We start from the raw sequence: 19,288 nt of genomic DNA, 5'->3' as shown, positions 1-19,288 counted from the left end.
CAAAATAATCGACGAAAGGCACGCCCTTTATTAACAAAAGCCGCAAGTTATCAACAATAGTCTGTATTTCCCTTACTATTACTTGCGTGGTTTCATAATCCGTATAAATTTGTATAAGGATTTAACAAAAATGTTTAACCAATTTATTAATAATTAAATTTTATATTATGAACAAAACAGATTTAATTGATGCAATGGCAGAACATGCTGGAATTACTAAAGCAGCAGCTAAAAAAGCATTAGAATGTGCACTTATAGAAATTGAAGGTGCTTTACAAAAAGGAAACAGAGTTTCTTTAGTAGGATTTGGTTCTTGGTCAGTTTCTAAAAGAGCTGCAAGAGAAGGTAGAAACCCTCAAACTGGTGAAACTATAAAAATTAAAGCTAAAAAAGTTGTTAAGTTTAAAGCAGGTTCAGATTTATCTAACGCAATAAACTAATTAGATATCTTATTTAATATTAAAAATGCCTTCAGTATCTGAAGGCATTTTTTTTCATAAATCATTAAAACTGTTGCTTATTTAATAAATAAATATTAGATTTAGTTGCTAATTACTTAACAGTATGATTACAACAAAACCAAAAAAAGGTAATTTGTTAATCGCAGAACCCACCATAATAGGCGACATGTCTTTTAATAGGTCTATAGTGTTATTAGCAGACCATTCCAAAGAAGGCTCTATCGGATTTATCTTAAATAAGCCTCTAGACTATAATATTAATGATCTAGTTCCTGAAGTGGAAGCTGATTTTAGAGTATATAATGGAGGGCCCGTAGAACAAGATAATTTGTACTTCATACACAAAGTACCCAATCTCATTCCCAATAGTATAGAAATTTCCCTTGGCGTTTTTTGGGGAGGCGATTTTACTAAAGTTGCTGAACTGATTGCCAACAAAAGTATTAGCGAACATGATATACGTTTTTTTTTAGGTTATTCCGGTTGGGATGCGAATCAATTAGAGAATGAACTTAAAAGCAATTCTTGGGTTGTTACAGAGAACATTTACAAAAACAGTATTATTGAAAAGGACTATGAATCTTTTTGGAAAGAAAAAATGTTGGAATTTGGAGATGAGTACAGTATATGGTCCAATGCTCCAGAAAACCCTAACTTTAATTAGCCAATCTAAGCTTTACATTCAATTTTTGTAATAATAGTTCAGCTACTTTAGCATCAAACACTTTTTTTCTATACTTAGTTACAGGTTTAATACCCACTATTACATTCGTGATAAAAACTTCATCTGCCTTTTGAAGCTCAAAAGGCGATATAGAAGCTTCCTCTAAATTATATTCTGGAAAGCTTTTTAAAATATCTATTACTTGCTTGCGCATAACCCCTTTTAAACAGCCATCACTTAGCGGTGCAGTTTTTACAGTGTTGCCTTTAACTACAAATACATTACCATTAAGCGCTTCTACCACATGCTTATTGGTGTTTAAAATAAGGCAATTATTCAAGTCATTCTCCTTGGCATAAATGCTTCCAACCACATGTAAAGCTTTATTGTTAGTTTTTAAAGTAGATAATAAGCTTGGCGCTACATAGTAATCTTTAAAGAGATCAACTTCATAAAAAGAATTATTTAAAACATAAAAATCATCATCAATAGGCTTAACTAAAACATTAAAACTCACACTGTTATTGTTAGGCAAATACAAACCTCCTTCATTTCTGTAAACCATCAATTTTACTCTTGCAGAAGCTTTATATAAATTATTGGCCTTGAGCGTTTCTTGTATTTGACTTTCCAAAAATTCCATTGTAAAATTCATGGGTATCTCCATGCGCATAATGCGCATAGACGCCATGAGCCTGAAATAATGATCTTCCCAAAACAACAACTTACCATGTGATGCCTTAATGGTTTCAAAAAGTGCATCACCATAGGCATAGCCTCTGTTTTGTGTAGATAATAGGTTGGTTTCTACTAAGATATTACCGTTATAGTTTATCATAAAAAAATCCCGTTTTCAACTTTTAAAGAAAACGGGACAAATATAATTTAAATATATGATTTAGAGTTAAGCCGATCCTAATACTTGCTTTAAACTGGAAATTTGATTTTCCCAAAGCATTTTAGCTTCATCAACTTCATCTTCTTCAGCAAAATCGGTAACTATCAAAGATACATCCTTCGTAATTTCATCAACCTGAATTTTTATTTCAAAATAAGACACTTGGTCATCTTCATCATTTAGCCACCTGAATTTAATACGCTCCCCCGTTTTTTTACTAATCAACTTGGCCTGTTCTTCACTATCATCCCAAATAAATGTAAATATTTCGCCTCTGGAATTTACATTATCTGAAAACCACTCAGACAAACCAGATGGGGTAGATATATATTGATATATTAGTTGTGGTGAAGCTTGTATTGTAAATTCAATATCAAATTTTATTTTATCGTCCATAAGTACCTTAAAAATTTATAACGCCCAATATATACATTAATTAAGAAGTATAACAATTATTTTTAATAATATTTTGCATCACTTATATTTGTGCACAACAATATTGTTTTTATATTTGCAGCCTTAAATTAGGCGAGGTAGCTCAGTTGGTTAGAGCGTCGGATTCATAACCCGGAGGTCGCGGGATCGTGCCCCGCTCTCGCTACTAAAGTATTTTACTTAAAAAAACAAACGGTTTAGCATATTCTAAACCGTTTTTTATATAGCAATTCTTAGCAACAAGATAAAATATAAAGTCTTTATGGGTTTATATAAAGTGCTTAATTTATACTTAATCTTTCCTTTGTTGTTAAATTCATAATATCTTGGCTTTTTAAGAGTGTTTTTTAAAGCAATAAAGATTTCCTTTTGAAATATATTCAAAACAATTAATTTTTAGCTGATAATTCTATTCCAATAGTTAAATTTGGAGTTTAAAAGCAAAACTTAAGTATTTAGGGTAATGAGAAAACTCAATGAATTTATTTGGGAAACACATGGCATACATGCAGGTACAGAACAAGACCACGTAAAGCATGGAATTGATAAATTAGAAGATATTGTTGACAAAGCTATAGAAGCCAAGCACCCAAGCATTACCTTTATAATACATTCACCCAGACTTACAAGTTTTCGCTATACCGCTGAAAGAGATACCAATGTGAAATTTATTCGTGGTAATAGATCATATTTAAATTACCCCAAACGTATTGCCAACCTTCGTAAAAAATATGCAGGTAAAATTAATATTAAATACGGCGTTGAATTAGAATGGATGGGCCCCGGTCTGGGATTGCAATGGAGTAGATCTAAAATATTTCAAGCCGAAGAAGCCGATTACGTTATAGGGTCAGTACATTTTGCTCCCGAGGGCCTTCCCTATGATGGCTCTAAAGAAGAAGCTCTAGAACTACTAAAACTTAGAGGAAGTTTAGAAGCGTATTGGGATGGCTATTTCAATGAAATGATACAAATGATTGAATGCTTTGGGGATATGATACAAATTATCGGACATATCGATTTACCGAAACTGAATGTTGATATGCCAGAACCCTTAATAAATTTTGAAACAAGCTCACATCCCCTAGCCAATAAATTTCGAACACTTTTAGAGCTTATAGCCGATCGCAACCTCTCACTAGATGTAAACATGGCAGGAAAATTTAAAGGTGTTGGTGTTTATCCTACACAAAGCATTTTAAGACGTGCCAATGAGCTTCAAATACCTGTTTGTGTTGGGACCGATACACATCATGTACGCTATTACGGTTTAAATTTTAGGGAAAGCCTTGAATATATACAAGAGGCTGGCTATGAGAGCTATGTAAGCTATTCCAAATTAATTCCTGAAAATCGTACTATTTTTGATGAGCATGAATTGAAAGTAAAATATACAGTACTAAATAAAGGCATTGAGTTATTAAACCAACGCCTACACCTTTCTGAAAGAAGGATTATTCCAGACTTTTCATTTGGTGGGTCGTTTCTTGAGTTTGTAGACATCTATAAGAACTCTACAGGTATGGGGGATTATGATGCTATTAGAATTCGTAAATGGGGTAAATCCATTACTGTTACCAATAAAGCACCAAAAGTTTTCCAAGAAAAAGTAAATGGTTTATTTTCTGAACATTTAGATAAACCGGGTGCTATGTCATCGCTCTTCAATACATTGGCTTCTGAAGGCATTAATGTAGAGACAGCACGCTTAAAATCTAATAATGATGGCACTGCTGTGGCATTCCTTACTATTGAAAACAACAATGGTAATGTTAAAAGCGCTATCGATTTTATAAATGGTACAGATGCTGCATTGTTCACTAAATTAATTTATAAAGAAAATGCTGAGTTGCCAAATTACGATCGTGAAGGTGTTTACTTATTGGAGATGGATGGTGTAGAACTCAATTTAGCGTTAAGTGAAAAAGTTATATTAACCAAACACCATAATGCTCCTGGCGTCTTACTAATACTCCTTTCTGCATTAGCCTCTAAACAAATTAACATTATAGATTTAAGATTAGGTAATTTGAACAATATAGGCTATTCTGCAGTAGCAATAGATGGCGATAGCCATATCATTAAAAACCTGCTTTCAAAACTAGGCGATCAATATTACGAAGCAAATTTAATTGAGTTTCATAGTATGTAAAGGCTTTTAATTCTTTTTATTTTACATTCTACATCTATATACAATAGGGATAAAGTGTTTGCCATAATAATGATAAGATGTCTATCCAATAAAGGCAAATTGTCTATCTAGTAAAGGCAAAATGTCTATCCAATAAGGATACGATACCTATCATTATATTCTTAGTAAACACCATACAGTAACGATTAAACACTAAACTCAATAGACATAGACTTTCTTTTAATAAAAAAGATTATAAAACCATTATTTTAAAAGCCAACATATTGTTTTTAGTCACAAAACAGAAAAAACTGATTTTCAGTATATTAAATAATTGATTCTATTATGTTTTTGCATTTTATCGTATTTTTTTGCATTTCATGGATGTTTTTTAAAATTTTTATACTATATTCGTCCCTGTGAAAATAGTCAGCAACAAAAAACCAAAATAAAATTATGGTACTATTGTGTTAACTGTCTGTTTTACAAAAGAAAATATTAATTAATTCATAAGTAAAATTAAAACTAACATACAATAGATTAAAATTGTATTTCAACGAGTATTTTTGATATAAGTGTACGGTTAGTCCTAATTTTACAACTCCCTCATAGAACTGGTTAATAGCACGTTAAACCATAAATAACTTTGTCTCTGAATACAATGTATCCTTTGGCAGGTTGTCTATGTTTGTGCAATGCCCTAAAGATTAACTAATTATGAAGAAGAATTACTTTTTAAAATTTCTTTTTGTTGTTTGTGTAATCATCCTGAACAATCAGGTATTCGCAAACAGTATCTATCTCAATAAAATAACCACGCCCCAATCTTCGCTTACGCCTTATTATGGTGTTATTTCGGAATATGCTAGTTTAAAGCAAAATACATTCTCTTTAAACAATGTTTTGGCTACAGAGCACTTGGGTCCATTAAACAACATAGTCTTTTTTACTCCTGTTGCTGGTGATTACCAGTCTACAGGATCAGGTGATTGGACCAGTTTAAGTTCTTGGTTGTATTTTGATGGTACAAATTGGATTACCCCTACTGCTTTAATTGGGTATCCAGGACAATTTACAGGCACCAATAATGTTTTAATTGAAACTGGACATACGATTAGCATTCCATCTAATTTATCAACTAATGCCATGGGCGATGTTATAATTGATGGAACTTTAGTATTAGGTGATGGCACATCTACGCAACACACATACACATTAACCACGAGTATCCTGACCATTTCAGGCACTGGAACCCTAACCTTTAACGGCGTTAAAGTGCAATTAAATTTACCGGATACAAATGCTGCAATAGTTATAAAGCCTTCAGGAACCATAGACGGAAGTTGTTCTAATAATGATGAAATTTTCATTGGATCAGAAAAATATGCTACTTGTGTTGGTAGTGGTTCAAATACATATTCATTTGGTAACTTGATAGCGGCTGGAGGTAGTTTTAATGCAGAAATTACTACCCCAGCTAATGACCCTTATGATGCTGAAGCCTGTACTAATGTTTCATTAGTAGGTAAAGCTACTGGTACTACTACCGGAACTGTGACCTATGCCTGGAGCTATATTGATCCAGATGGGGTTTCTTCCGTAACAATAAGCACTACTACAACTGCTAGTTTACCTGTTACTATTTTAGGGGACTATTTGGTTTCTTTTGAAGTTTCTGATAATTCGAATACTAATGTTGAGACGCTTATTGTTACTGTTGAGGATACTACTGCGCCGACAATAACACTTAACGGGGATGCTATTGTTAATGTTGAAGCTTGTAGTGCTTCTTACACCGAACTTAGCGCTACTGCTGATGACGGTTGCCTGTCTATCGGATCTGTAACTATTGGTGGTGATACTGTTGATTCTAGCACTGTTGGAACTTATACTTTAACCTATGATATTACTGATGCTAGTGGCAATGCTGCTACACAGGTTACTAGGACTGTTAATGTTGTTGATACTACTGATCCAACACCCGTGTGCCAGAACATCACCGTACAGCTTGATGCTTCGGGCAGTGCAACCATTACACCTGCTCAGGTCGACAACGGCTCCAACGATGCCTGTGGCATTGCGTCCTTAGCTCTGGACAAAACAAGCTTTGACTGTACCAACATAGGAGCGAATACCGTAACACTGACCGTAACGGATAATAATAGTAACACAGATACCTGTACCGCAACGGTAACCGTAGAGGACAATGTGGATCCCAATGCCGTGTGCCAGAACATCACCGTACAGCTTGACGCTTCGGGCAGTGCAACCATTACACCTGCTCAGATTGACAATGGCTCCAACGATGCCTGTGGCATTGCAAACCTTGCTTTGGACACTACAACATTTAGCTGTTCCGATATCGGTGCAAATACCGTAACATTAACGGTGACCGACAATAATGGCAACACAGATACCTGTACCGCAACGGTAACCGTAGAGGACAATGTGGATCCCAGTGCCGTGTGCCAGAACATCACCGTACAGCTTGACGCTTCGGGCAGCGCAACCATTACACCTGCTCAGATTGACAATGGCTCCAGCGATGCCTGTGGCATTGCAAACCTTGCTTTGGACACTACAACATTTAGCTGTTCCGATATCGGTGCAAATACCGTAACATTAACGGTGACCGACAATAATGGCAACACAGATACCTGTACCGCAACGGTAACCGTAGAGGACAATGTGGATCCCAGTGCCGTGTGCCAGAACATCACCGTACAGCTTGACGCTTCGGGCAGCGCAACCATTACACCTGCTCAGATTGACAATGGCTCCAGCGATGCCTGTGGCATTGCAAACCTTGCTTTGGACACTACAACATTTAGCTGTTCCGATATCGGTGCAAATACCGTAACATTAACGGTGACCGACAATAATGGCAACACAGATACCTGTACCGCAACGGTAACCGTAGAGGACAATGTGGATCCCAGTGCCGTGTGCCAGAACATCACCGTACAGCTTGACGCTTCGGGCAGCGCAACCATTACACCAGCACAGGTCGACAACGGCTCCAGCGATGCCTGTGGCATTGCGTCCTTAGCTCTGGACAAAACAAGCTTTGACTGTACCAACATAGGAGCGAATACCGTAACACTGACCGTAACGGATAATAATAGTAACACAGATACCTGTACCGCAACGGTAACCGTAGAGGACAATGTGGATCCCAATGCCGTGTGCCAGAACATCACCGTACAGCTTGACGCTTCGGGCAGTGCAACCATTACACCTGCTCAGATTGACAATGGCTCCAACGATGCCTGTGGCATTGCAAACCTTGCTTTGGACACTACAACATTTAGCTGTTCCGATATCGGTGCAAATACCGTAACATTAACGGTGACCGACAATAATGGCAACACAGATACCTGTACCGCAACGGTAACCGTAGAGGACAATGTGGATCCCAGTGCCGTGTGCCAGAACATCACCGTACAGCTTGACGCTTCGGGCAGCGCAACCATTACACCTGCTCAGATTGACAATGGCTCCAGCGATGCCTGTGGCATTGCAAACCTTGCTTTGGACACTACAACATTTAGCTGTTCCGATATCGGTGCAAATACCGTAACATTAACGGTGACCGACAATAATGGCAACACAGATACCTGTACCGCAACGGTAACCGTAGAGGACAATGTGGATCCCAGTGCCGTGTGCCAGAACATCACCGTACAGCTTGACGCTTCGGGCAGTGCAACCATTACACCTGCTCAGATTGACAATGGCTCCAGCGATGCCTGTGGCATTGCAAACCTTGCTTTGGACACTACAACATTTAGCTGTTCCGATATCGGTGCAAATACCGTAACATTAACGGTGACCGACAATAATGGCAACACAGATACCTGTACCGCAACGGTAACCGTAGAGGACAATGTGGATCCCAGTGCCGTGTGCCAGAACATCACCGTACAGCTTGACGCTTCGGGCAGCGCAACCATTACACCTGCTCAGATTGACAATGGCTCCAGCGATGCCTGTGGCATTGCGTCCTTAGCTCTGGACAAAACAAGCTTTGACTGTACCAACATAGGAGCGAATACCGTAACACTGACCGTAACGGATAATAATAGTAACACAGATACCTGTACCGCAACGGTAACCGTAGAGGACAATGTGGATCCCAATGCCGTGTGCCAGAACATCACCGTACAGCTTGACGCTTCGGGCAGTGCAACCATTACACCAGCACAGGTCGACAACGGCTCCAGCGATGCCTGTGGCATTGCGTCCTTAGCTCTGGACAAAACAAGCTTTGACTGTACCAACATAGGAGCGAATACCGTAACACTGACCGTAACGGATAATAATAGTAACACAGATACCTGTACCGCAACGGTAACCGTAGAGGACAATGTGGATCCCAGTGCCGTGTGCCAGAACATCACCGTACAGCTTGACGCTTCGGGCAGCGCAACCATTACACCTGCTCAGATTGACAATGGCTCCAGCGATGCCTGTGGCATTGCAAACCTTGCTTTGGACACTACAACATTTAGCTGTTCCGATATCGGTGCAAATACCGTAACATTAACGGTGACCGACAATAATGGCAACACAGATACCTGTACCGCAACGGTAACCGTAGAGGACAATGTGGATCCCAGTGCCGTGTGCCAGAACATCACCGTACAGCTTGACGCTTCGGGCAGCGCAACCATTACACCTGCTCAGATTGACAATGGCTCCAGCGATGCCTGTGGCATTGCAAACCTTGCTTTGGACACTACAACATTTAGCTGTTCCGATATCGGTGCAAATACCGTAACATTAACGGTGACCGACAATAATGGCAACACAGATACCTGTACCGCAACGGTAACCGTAGAGGACAATGTGGATCCCAGTGCCGTGTGCCAGAACATCACCGTACAGCTTGACGCTTCGGGCAGCGCAACCATTACACCAGCACAGGTCGACAATGGCTCCAACGATGCCTGTGGCATTGCAAACCTTGCTTTGGACACTACAACATTTAGCTGTTCCGATATCGGTGCAAATACCGTAACATTAACGGTGACCGACAATAATGGCAACACAGATACCTGTACCGCAACGGTAACCGTAGAGGACAATGTGGATCCCAGTGCCGTGTGCCAGAACATCACCGTACAGCTTGACGCTTCGGGCAGTGCAACCATTACACCTGCTCAGATTGACAATGGCTCCAGCGATGCCTGTGGCATTGCAAACCTTGCTTTGGACACTACAACATTTAGCTGTTCCGATATCGGTGCAAATACCGTAACATTAACGGTGACCGACAATAATGGCAACACAGATACCTGTACCGCAACGGTAACCGTAGAGGACAATGTGGATCCCAGTGCCGTGTGCCAGAACATCACCGTACAGCTTGACGCTTCGGGCAGTGCAACCATTACACCAGCACAGGTCGACAACGGCTCCAGCGATGCCTGTGGCATTGCGTCCTTAGCTCTGGACAAAACAAGCTTTGACTGTACCAACATAGGAGCGAATACCGTAACACTGACCGTAACGGATAATAATAGTAACACAGATACCTGTACCGCAACGGTAACCGTAGAGGACAATGTGGATCCCAATGCCGTGTGCCAGAACATCACCGTACAGCTTGACGCTTCGGGCAGTGCAACCATTACACCAGCACAGGTCGACAACGGCTCCAGCGATGCCTGTGGCATTGCGTCCTTAGCTCTGGACAAAACAAGCTTTGACTGTACCAACATAGGAGCGAATACCGTAACACTGACCGTAACGGATAATAATAGTAACACAGATACCTGTACCGCAACGGTAACCGTAGAGGACAATGTGGATCCCAGTGCCGTGTGCCAGAACATCACCGTACAGCTTGACGCTTCGGGCAGTGCAACCATTACACCTGCTCAGGTCGACAACGGCTCCAACGATGCCTGTGGCATTGCGTCCTTAGCTCTGGACAAAACAAGCTTTGACTGTACCAACATAGGAGCGAATACCGTAACATTAACGGTGACCGACAACAATGGCAACACAGATACCTGTACTGCGACTGTAACTGTGGAAGACAACATCGCTCCCTCCATCACATGCCCAACACCAAACGCATCATACGATACAGATCCCGGGCAATGTGACGCTGAACTATCTTTTATTGCCACCGCTACAGACAACTGTGGTAGTGGTTCCCCCACAATAACTTATAATATAGGTGGGTCTTTAATTACATTCCCATACAATTTCCAAATTGGAACCACAACGGTAACCGCTGTTGCAAACGACGGTAACGGACAAACCGCTTCCTGTACTTTCGATGTAATTGTAAATGATAATGAAGCTCCGACAGCATCTAACCCTGCGCCTATCACCGTCTCCGGCACAGCTCCAGATCCGGATATTAATGTGGTTACAGATGAAGCAGATAATTGTACTGCTACTCCTGTTGTGGCTTGGGTAAGTGACACACCTACAGGCTCTTGTCCAACTACCGTTAGCAGAGTTTATAGTGTGTCTGATAATTACGGAAATAGCATCAATGTCACCCAAACCATTACCGTCAACGACGCCACTAAACCTATAGTAAGTTGTATTGCACCATATACCCTAACCATTACTTTGGATGGCGTAACTGGTGAGGCCAGTATACTACCCAGTCAAATTGACAATGGTTCTACTGATAATTGTGATGCCAATCCTATACTTAACTTAGATAAAAGCACCTTCGGATGTGATGATATAGGTACTAATACGGTGACTTTAACCGTAACCGATAGCCAAGGGAACTTTGATACCTGTCAGACCATCATCACGGTGGATGCACCAACCATTGATAGTGGTTTACTTACAGGATATAATGTACAAACAGAAACCGCTGCAGATGCGTCTAATATTATAGAAATTACTGCCTGTCCTGTTGATGCCGATGGTAATACCATCCAACAAGACGTGGCTTTAACATTGTCGAGTATTGACCCTGCCTTGACGGATGATATCAATCGCTGGGAATATTCTATCAATGGTGGCGTTACCTGGTCTAGTTTTACTGGTATAACCAATACCACAACGGCCTATACTGTCATGGATGTCCAAGTCACCACTCTGGTACGAGCCGTAATAGATGTGGGAGATTGTGAAGGCTTTTCACCTATTGCCATCATTAGCGTGATACCACCTGATATACCGCCAACCATTGTGAACGGTACTGAATATAATATCATCTGTTTAGGTGATGCCGTCGAGGTGGTAGTGGAAAGTGAATATGGTGTAGGTTCAGAAGTTAATGAGGGTGGACTATTTAATTTTGCAAACCCTGAAGGCTGGCGTATTAATGGCATTGACGACTGGAAACTACCAGCAAGTAACAGCAATGAGAAAAACTTTATTTGGGCAGAAATAACAAACCAAAGTGGTGGTAGAAATGCAGCCGGTACCCTTTATAATGCTGCTGACCCCAAATATATTATTGTACATGGTGATTTAACAGACCCTAAAATTAAAAGACAAGGTGTTTCCTGGGGACAAACATGGTCTTCATTAGAGACTCCTATTTTTAGCACCTATGGGTTGGCAGATGCGACACTGACATTTGATACGGCTTATTTCTTAGAAGCAGGTGCTGAGATTAGAGTAGAGATTTCCACTAATGGTGGAGCCTCTTATGATCCGTTGGTAAACCCATTAGATCCCGGCATCAATACATTTGACGGACAGCCTCATGATTTTACGGGCCCTTCTACTTCCGGAGCAGGCACACATATGGAAAATTTTGTCAATATCTCCATTGATCTACAAAATTACGTAGGACTAGATAATGTAAGGCTTCGCTTTTACTTTGAAGGCGGCGGCTCTACCGGAAGTTCCTGGGCTTTAGATAATATTCAAATCCCTAATAATCCTATTGACGAGGTGATAGAATGGACCGATGCAAATGGCGTTGTGGTAGCTACCGGATCTACAGTAAATATTGATCCTGTAACGCCAGGTATTCAAAATTACGGAGCAACTTCATTAATTAATGGTTGTAGAAGTCAAGACACTTCCGGTACTGAGTTCATTACCATAGAGGCCACCTTATCTTATGCCGGTGAAAATATTACACCAATTACCAATGAGTGTGGTGAAGATACGGTAACCCTTCATGCTTACGACAATACAATCTCAGCACAAGAAAATTTCGATAACGGTGTTTACGACGGCAGCTATAAAGTACCCAATGCAGCACCTGCATCACCGAATTATCCTGGCACCGGTGAAATAGGCACGTGGAGTGTTCAAAATCCACCAATATCCTGTACAACAGGTGTGGCCGCTACCTATAGTTTTTCTGATGTTAACGACCCAAATTCAACCTTTACCGGAGAGCCTGGTACTTATACTCTTACCTGGACGGTAAATGGTTGTGCCAGCACCGTAGAAGTAACGATTAACAGTTGTAGTCAAATCGATTTTGATGGCGATAACGATTACATTACCTTTAAAGACAACTACGATAGAACCGGCCCATTCAGTATTGAAATGTGGGTGAAAGCCGAAGACTTAAACGGTACGCAAACCATATTCTCAAAACGTGATGCCAATAATCTTGCAACAGGTTATGATTTAAGACTTAACGGAAGCAACATAGAATTCCGTTGGGGCAATAGCGGTTCTATTTCAAGTAATGCTATTGATGCCGTAAGATGGCACCATGTGGCGGTTACTTTTAATGGCAGTACTTATACCCTTTACATCGATGGTGTTGAAAAAGCGAGTGCTTCGGGGAGTGCGCCGGGTGATAATAATATGGAATGCATCTTAGGCGCTATGGATCAGGCTAATAATCCGCCTAATAAACCGGTGGACTATTATCACGGTTGGATTGACGAGTTAAGAATTTGGAATAAAGACCTTAAGGTAGAGCACATCCGCCAGATGATGAATCAGGAAATCAAACTCAATGGTGGGGATGATGTAATGGGTGAAATTATACCTATAAAAGTATATGGCCCTGATGCCACACAAGATAGTGTTGACGATGATCCCTTGTTGTGGTCTAATCTGGACGGCTATTACCGTATGAATGTCGGTTGCGGATATTTAACCCCAACCAAAGGTAGTTTGAATGGACGATTAAGAAACATCTACTCCGCTCAGGATGAAACCGCCCCACTCCCTTATACTACAGCAAATACAGGTGTTTGGAGCACGAATACTACATGGACTCAACCAACCGTTTGGTACACGCCAAACAGTACCGTAAATGGCACTAAAATCGATTGGAATATAGTTCAGGTATCCCATAGTATAGAATCTGGCAACAATGATATTACGGTTTTAGGACTTCTAGTTGATAATGGAGCTACATTTACCATTAAAAACCCTTCTGGAGCTAATAATGAAACCAATAACGGTCAAGGACTTTGGGTAACCCACTATTTAAAACTTGACGGCCACATAGACTTAGTTGGCGAATCACAACTTGTGCAAAAACGCTATAGCACCTCAGGTAATCCTACGGTACAGTTTAATGAAAGTGTGCTGGATGTAAATAGTAGTGGATATCTAGAACGCGACCAACAAGGGACCAATAATCCATTTAATTACAATTACTGGGGATCTCCTGTTGGCCCGCAAACAGTAGGTACAAATAATAACCCTAGAAGTATTAGTGGTGTAATGCGAGACGGTTCTGTATCTTCCAATCCACAAACAATTTCATGGACTGGTAGTTTAACGCCACCGGCTACCAACCCTATAACATTAAGTACACGTTGGACGTACGCATACGAAAACTATGTAACAAATACTTATGCTAATTGGCGTGCTTTAGGAAGTAGTGCAAATTTTGCAGCCGGTCTTGGACATATTATGAAAGGCAGTGGCAAAAACTATGTAGCCTACACTATTGGCACCCAAAATTATGTGTTTATTGGTAAACCTAATAATGGTGATATTAGTACTTATATAAATTCTGGCAATGATGCTTTAATTGGGAATCCTTATCCTTCAGCGATTGATGCCAATGCATTTATAATAGATAATGGGCCTTCTGGAACCAATAGTATTTCTGGAGCTTTATATTTCTGGGAACATTACGTAGGTAATAACACCCATGTTTTAAGAGACTATTTAGGTGGTTACGCTGTATATAATTTAACAGGTGGTATAGCTGCCACTACACCTCCGCCAACTGCAGAAGGCTATACTATTATTGGTGGTGTTGGAACAAAGGTTCCTGAACGTTATGTCCCAGTAGGGCAAGGATTTTTTGTTACTGCTACACCTACCGCCTATGGTACAGGTGCTGGTGGTCAAATTGTATTTAAAAATAGTCAGCGTGTATTTCAACGAGAGACCGTATCTGGCAGTAATGATGGGTCTACATTCATAAAACCTGGCAATACAAAAGGTAAAAATAGTACTGCTGATTATAGTAAAAATGCCGAACCTGATGCTAGTATTAAACGTTTGAAAATAGGGTTTAAAACTCCAGAAGGTGCAAAAAGAGAATTATTGCTAGGTTTTGTTGCAAATAGTACAGCAACAGATGGTCCAGACTATGGGTACGATGCACCTAAGTATGATATATTTCCAAATGATATGCTTTGGATGATTGAAAATAAACCATATGTAATACAAGGTGTAGGTGCGTTTGATGAAACCAAACAATATCCTTTAGGCATCTATTCAAAAACGGGAGGTGATATTGAAATATCTATAATTGAACTACAAGGTTTAGAGGCTAATACCAAAGTATATGTTTATGATGCACTACTTGGTACTTATACAAAAATTAACAACAAAAGCTTTGAAATGACCATTGATGTTGGTAATCATCTAGACAGATTTTATATTTCATTCTTTAAGGATAACTCACTATCTGTTGAAGACAATGAAATAGCCAGTCAAGTTTCTGTTAATTACTTACACAATAATGGAGACATTCATATTAAAACTCCACAAGAAATAGAGGTTAAACAAGTATACTTAATTAATATTTTAGGACAAACCATAAAATATTGGAGTGCAGCAAGCAATACTTTAAACCCTCATGATCAAGATATTAAACTAACTGTACCTAATGTAACTGATGGTAGCTATATCATAAAAGCTGTAACATCTATGGGGTTAGTTAATAAAAAGATAATCATCAACAAATAAAACTGTATTAATAAAAAATATTTTAAACAAATAAAGGAGGCTATTATGGCCTCCTTTATTTGTTTGTCTTACCCCCTATTTACCCAAATGTGTAAATATCAATACTTCGTTCGGGGTCTAAATTCACTCAAAAATCAAAGTGAATATATGTTTTTTCTTTCGAATTAATGCATTTCATCGATTTATTTTAACTTTAAACGATTAAATATATAAAATTAACGTATATTGCAAGAGTAAATAACTGAATGTTCATTAAACCCAAATCTAATGGCAAAAAAAATACACCTACATTTAATATGTTTCTCATTAATGCTAATAAGCACATTATCTCTATTTGCTGATAATATACAAAGGGTGCGAATTGATTTTACAATGCCTAATGGCTATGTTAGACACTTATTATTAGGGTTTACTCCTGATGGTGCTGCTACTGATGGTGTTGATTATGGGTATGATGCACTAAATATGGATACGTTTCCAGATGATTTAAACTGGATGATTGAAAATGAACGTTATGTAATACAAGGTGTTGGTCCATTTGATAATACAAAAAAATATCCGTTGGGTATGTTCTTAGGAAATGCCGGTGCTATTAAAATTGATTTAAATTCACTATCAAACTTTGAAACACCTATAAATGTTTTTGTATATGATGCTTTATTAAACACATACACTAAAATTAATGATAGTAGCTACGCCAATACCATGGAAAGTGGCAACTATTTAAATCGGTTTTATATTGCTTTTAAAGAAGAAAACAATCCCAGCTATGCCAAAAGTTTATCCACCAACGATGAAATTCTACAAAAAGTTAAAATACAATACCTAAGAAATTCGAATGAATTATATATTAACAGTAACCATTTAACTAAAATTAAAAAGATAAGTATATCCAATAATTTAGGACAAAACATTTACAGCACAGCAAATTTAAATACCAGTTATATAAAAAGACCATTTAATAGAACAATGCCCAAACTGGTTATAGTAAATATCGAAACAGAAGCAGGACAAGTAAGTAAACAGCTTATTATACAATAATTATTTGAGTTAGTCGCTCCCAAATCAATCATTAACAATTCCTAGTTAGTGGAAGCCCTGAAATAAATTTTAGGGCTTTTTATTTTATTTTTTCTATTAATACCTCTAAAGATGTTTTAAACTGTTCTCCTGAAACCATATTCTTTAAAGTATAAGTATTGGAGGCAATTTCTTGCTCTCCTACTAAAACCACAAATGGTATAGCGCGTTTATTAGCGTAATTCATTTGTTTTTTCATTTTAGTTGCTTCAGGGTATAGTTCGGCATTAATTCCCTTTAAGCGTAACAGCTTAATAGCCTTTAAGCTAAATAACGCTTCCTTATCTCCAAAGTTTATAAACAAAACCCTTGTGTTTTTGGTAACAGTTTCTGGAAATAGGTCCAGTTCTTCTAAAACCAAAAAAATGCGATCCAACCCAAAACTAATGCCAATCCCACTAACATTATTTAAACCAAAAACACCTGTTAAATCATCATAACGTCCACCGCCTCCAATAGATCCCATTGCTACCTTTTTGGGGGCTGAAACTTCAAAAATTGCACCCGTATAATAGTTTAACCCTCTTGCTAAAGTAACATCTAGTTCAAGTTTTGCTGTTTTTAAACCTAATTCTGAAATCGCTTCATTAATAAATGCCAACTCATCAATACCCTTTTTACCTTCTTCAGAGGTAGCCAATATAGATTTCAGGCTGTTTATCTGTTCCTCAAATGTTCCTGACAATGCAAATAGAGGCTGTAACCTGGAAATACCCGCTTCTGAAATACCTTTTGAACGCATCTCATCCTTTACTTTGCCCTCTCCTATTTTATCTAATTTATCTAATGCAACAGTGAAATCAATAAGCTTATCACTAGCACCTATTACTTCAGCAATGCCCGATAGTATTTTCCGGTTGTTTATCTTTATGGTTATGCCTTCTAACTTTAATGCTGTAAAAACAACATCATATAATTGTATAAACTCCACCTCCTGCCATAGAGAATTACTTCCTACTACATCAGCATCACATTGGTAGAATTCCCTAAAGCGGCCTTTTTGAGGTCTATCGGCACGCCAAACAGGTTGGATTTGATAGCGCTTAAATGGAAATTCAATATCATTTTGATGCTGCACAACGTATCGGGCAAAAGGGACAGTTAAATCGTAGCGTAACGCTTTTTCTGATATACTGGCTGTTAACTTATTTGAATTTTTATCAGTATAGGCACTTTCATCTGCTTTAGATAAGTAATCCCCAGAATTTAAAATTTTAAAAATAAGTCGGTCCCCCTCATCTCCATATTTTCCCATCAGGGTATCGGAGTTCTCAAAACTAGGTGTTTCTATGGGTTGAAAACCAAATGTTTCAAAGGTCTTACGAATGGTATCGAATATATAATTGCGTTTTGCAACTTGTTCTGGATTAAAATCTCTGGTTCCTTTTGGAATGCTTGGTTTTTGGGCCATATCTACTACCTATAAAAAACAGGTATCTTTAATTAATTAATAAACTTTAAAGAAACAAAAATAACAGTTTAATTTGAAAATAGATTCCTGCTTGTACAGGAATAGTTAGATTTAATTTATTAGATTATCAAAGTATCTATATAAATCACCTTTAGTAATCACAGCTCCTTGTTCAATCATTTTGAATTTATCAAGGTTTTTATCTTCGGTATAATCTTTATCAGCTTGTAAAAACTCAACACTTTCATCCATTAAATTTTCTCGTAACCAATCATACCCTTCAGTAGTAGTAATGTCTATTGCTTCATTTTTCACATTTATCACAATTGCATGCATTTTGTCTTTACCCAATCGAAACAAATACATATGTTGAGCTGAAAAATGTTCCAAATACTCAGCCTTGTTTAAAACGCCTTCCCAAATTAAATCGCTGAAAACATCTAATTCTGTTTCAGCTAGTTCTGGTTTATTAGCCTTAAGATTGTCCCACTCATCAGCCGTTATAGATTGTGTGGCTAAAAAGTTTATAAATTCTTGGTGCAATTCTTCAAATTGTTCTTTTGTAAGTCTAGAATACTTCATAATGAATGTTATAAAAAAAGCCCCAACTATATGTTGAGGCTTTAATATTTAACTATTTGATATTAGTTCGCTTGCGCTATAACCTCAAATGGTAAATCGACTGTTACTTCTCTATGTAGACGTACAACAGCGTTATATTTACCTGTACGCTTTACAGTAGTAACTGTAATGAATTTTTTATCGATTTCATGGCCTTCTTTTTCCAAAGCAGCCGCAACATCTATATTGTTTACAGAACCGAACAACTTATCACCCGATCCTACTTTTGCTGCTATTTTAATTTCCAATGCCTTTATTGCTTCTGCCATCTTATTAGCTTCATCAACAATTTTCTTTTCTTTATAAGCTCTTTGCTTTAAATTTTCTGCCAAAACTTTCTTAGCAGAAGGCGTCGCTAAAATAGCTTGACCTTGTGGAATTAAAAAATTTCTACCATAACCGTTCTTAACTGTTACAACATCGTCTTTAAATCCTAAATTTTCAACGTCTTGTTTTAATATAAGTTCCATTG

The 19,288-nt window shown here is 38.4% G+C and carries 10 protein-coding genes and 1 tRNA gene; 6 read left to right on the top strand and 5 right to left on the bottom strand.

Annotated elements, in window-relative coordinates; all coding sequences use genetic code 11:
- Positions 1 to 167 precede the first annotated feature (167 nt).
- Together AC5SR4_RS12980 and AC5SR4_RS12975 are read left to right on the top strand one after the other, a co-directional pair.
- Positions 168 to 440, top strand: coding sequence for an HU family DNA-binding protein (locus AC5SR4_RS12980; RefSeq protein ID WP_495356702.1), 273 nt, complete (start codon positions 168 to 170; stop codon positions 438 to 440).
- Between the two features lie 124 nt (positions 441 to 564).
- A complete protein-coding gene (locus tag AC5SR4_RS12975; protein ID WP_495356701.1) occupies positions 565 to 1,125 on the top strand; it encodes a YqgE/AlgH family protein in 561 nt (186 codons plus the stop codon).
- Here the strand turns inward: AC5SR4_RS12975 and AC5SR4_RS12970 are convergent.
- Both AC5SR4_RS12970 and AC5SR4_RS12965 read right to left on the bottom strand, forming a co-directional pair.
- A complete protein-coding gene (locus tag AC5SR4_RS12970; protein WP_495356700.1) occupies positions 1,118 to 1,963 on the bottom strand; it encodes an aminotransferase class IV in 846 nt (281 codons plus the stop codon). The genes AC5SR4_RS12975 and AC5SR4_RS12970 overlap by 8 nt on opposite strands.
- 66 nt (positions 1,964 to 2,029) lie before the next feature.
- Positions 2,030 to 2,419 carry an START-like domain-containing protein gene (locus tag AC5SR4_RS12965; protein WP_495356699.1) on the bottom strand — a complete coding sequence of 130 codons (390 nt, stop codon included), beginning with the start codon at positions 2,417 to 2,419 and terminating at the stop codon, positions 2,030 to 2,032.
- Positions 2,420 to 2,550: 131 nt separating this feature from the next.
- Between AC5SR4_RS12965 and AC5SR4_RS12960 the strand changes: the two genes are divergently transcribed.
- The 4 genes from AC5SR4_RS12960 (at position 2,551) to AC5SR4_RS12945 (ending at position 16,745) form a co-directional block, all read left to right on the top strand.
- A tRNA-Met gene (locus AC5SR4_RS12960) sits at positions 2,551 to 2,624 on the top strand.
- Positions 2,625 to 2,921: 297 nt separating this feature from the next.
- Positions 2,922 to 4,610: a histidinol-phosphatase HisJ family protein gene (locus AC5SR4_RS12955; RefSeq protein WP_495356698.1), complete on the top strand. Its 1,689-nt coding sequence runs from the start codon at positions 2,922 to 2,924 to the stop codon at positions 4,608 to 4,610.
- A 696-nt stretch (positions 4,611 to 5,306) separates the two neighbouring features.
- Positions 5,307 to 15,704 (top strand): HYR domain-containing protein, encoded by a 10,398-nt coding sequence (locus tag AC5SR4_RS12950; RefSeq protein WP_495356697.1) that lies wholly within the window; start codon positions 5,307 to 5,309, stop codon positions 15,702 to 15,704.
- Positions 15,705 to 15,971: 267 nt separating this feature from the next.
- Positions 15,972 to 16,745, top strand: coding sequence for a DUF8693 domain-containing protein (locus AC5SR4_RS12945; RefSeq protein WP_495356696.1), 774 nt, complete (start codon positions 15,972 to 15,974; stop codon positions 16,743 to 16,745).
- A 79-nt stretch (positions 16,746 to 16,824) separates the two neighbouring features.
- Here the strand turns inward: AC5SR4_RS12945 and hisS are convergent, their stop codons facing one another.
- From hisS to rplI, 3 genes are all read right to left on the bottom strand, one after another.
- Complete coding sequence (hisS, locus tag AC5SR4_RS12940) at positions 16,825 to 18,195, bottom strand: histidine--tRNA ligase (protein ID WP_495356695.1); 1,371 nt, start codon at positions 18,193 to 18,195, stop codon at positions 16,825 to 16,827.
- 111 nt (positions 18,196 to 18,306) lie between these two features.
- A complete protein-coding gene (locus tag AC5SR4_RS12935; RefSeq protein WP_495356694.1) occupies positions 18,307 to 18,777 on the bottom strand; it encodes a DUF6495 family protein in 471 nt (156 codons plus the stop codon).
- A 62-nt stretch (positions 18,778 to 18,839) separates the two neighbouring features.
- Entirely contained in the window at positions 18,840 to 19,286 is a 447-nt protein-coding gene (gene rplI / locus AC5SR4_RS12930; RefSeq protein WP_495356693.1) for a 50S ribosomal protein L9, read from the bottom strand.
- Between the last annotated feature and the right edge of the window lie 2 nt (positions 19,287 to 19,288).

Source organism: Aestuariibaculum scopimerae (genome assembly GCF_059428085.1).
This window is presented reverse-complemented; position numbering and strand designations above follow the sequence as displayed.

Coding starts and splice junctions, on each gene's coding strand:
- AC5SR4_RS12980 (WP_495356702.1), top strand. CDS start 168: ATGAACAAAACAGATTTAATTGATGCAATGGCAGAACATGCTGGAATT.
- AC5SR4_RS12975 (WP_495356701.1), top strand. CDS start 565: ATGATTACAACAAAACCAAAAAAAGGTAATTTGTTAATCGCAGAACCC.
- AC5SR4_RS12970 (WP_495356700.1), bottom strand. CDS start 1,963: ATGATAAACTATAACGGTAATATCTTAGTAGAAACCAACCTATTATCT.
- AC5SR4_RS12965 (WP_495356699.1), bottom strand. CDS start 2,419: ATGGACGATAAAATAAAATTTGATATTGAATTTACAATACAAGCTTCA.
- AC5SR4_RS12955 (WP_495356698.1), top strand. CDS start 2,922: ATGAGAAAACTCAATGAATTTATTTGGGAAACACATGGCATACATGCA.
- AC5SR4_RS12950 (WP_495356697.1), top strand. CDS start 5,307: ATGAAGAAGAATTACTTTTTAAAATTTCTTTTTGTTGTTTGTGTAATC.
- AC5SR4_RS12945 (WP_495356696.1), top strand. CDS start 15,972: ATGGCAAAAAAAATACACCTACATTTAATATGTTTCTCATTAATGCTA.
- hisS (WP_495356695.1), bottom strand. CDS start 18,195: ATGGCCCAAAAACCAAGCATTCCAAAAGGAACCAGAGATTTTAATCCA.
- AC5SR4_RS12935 (WP_495356694.1), bottom strand. CDS start 18,777: ATGAAGTATTCTAGACTTACAAAAGAACAATTTGAAGAATTGCACCAA.
- rplI (WP_495356693.1), bottom strand. CDS start 19,286: ATGGAACTTATATTAAAACAAGACGTTGAAAATTTAGGATTTAAAGAC.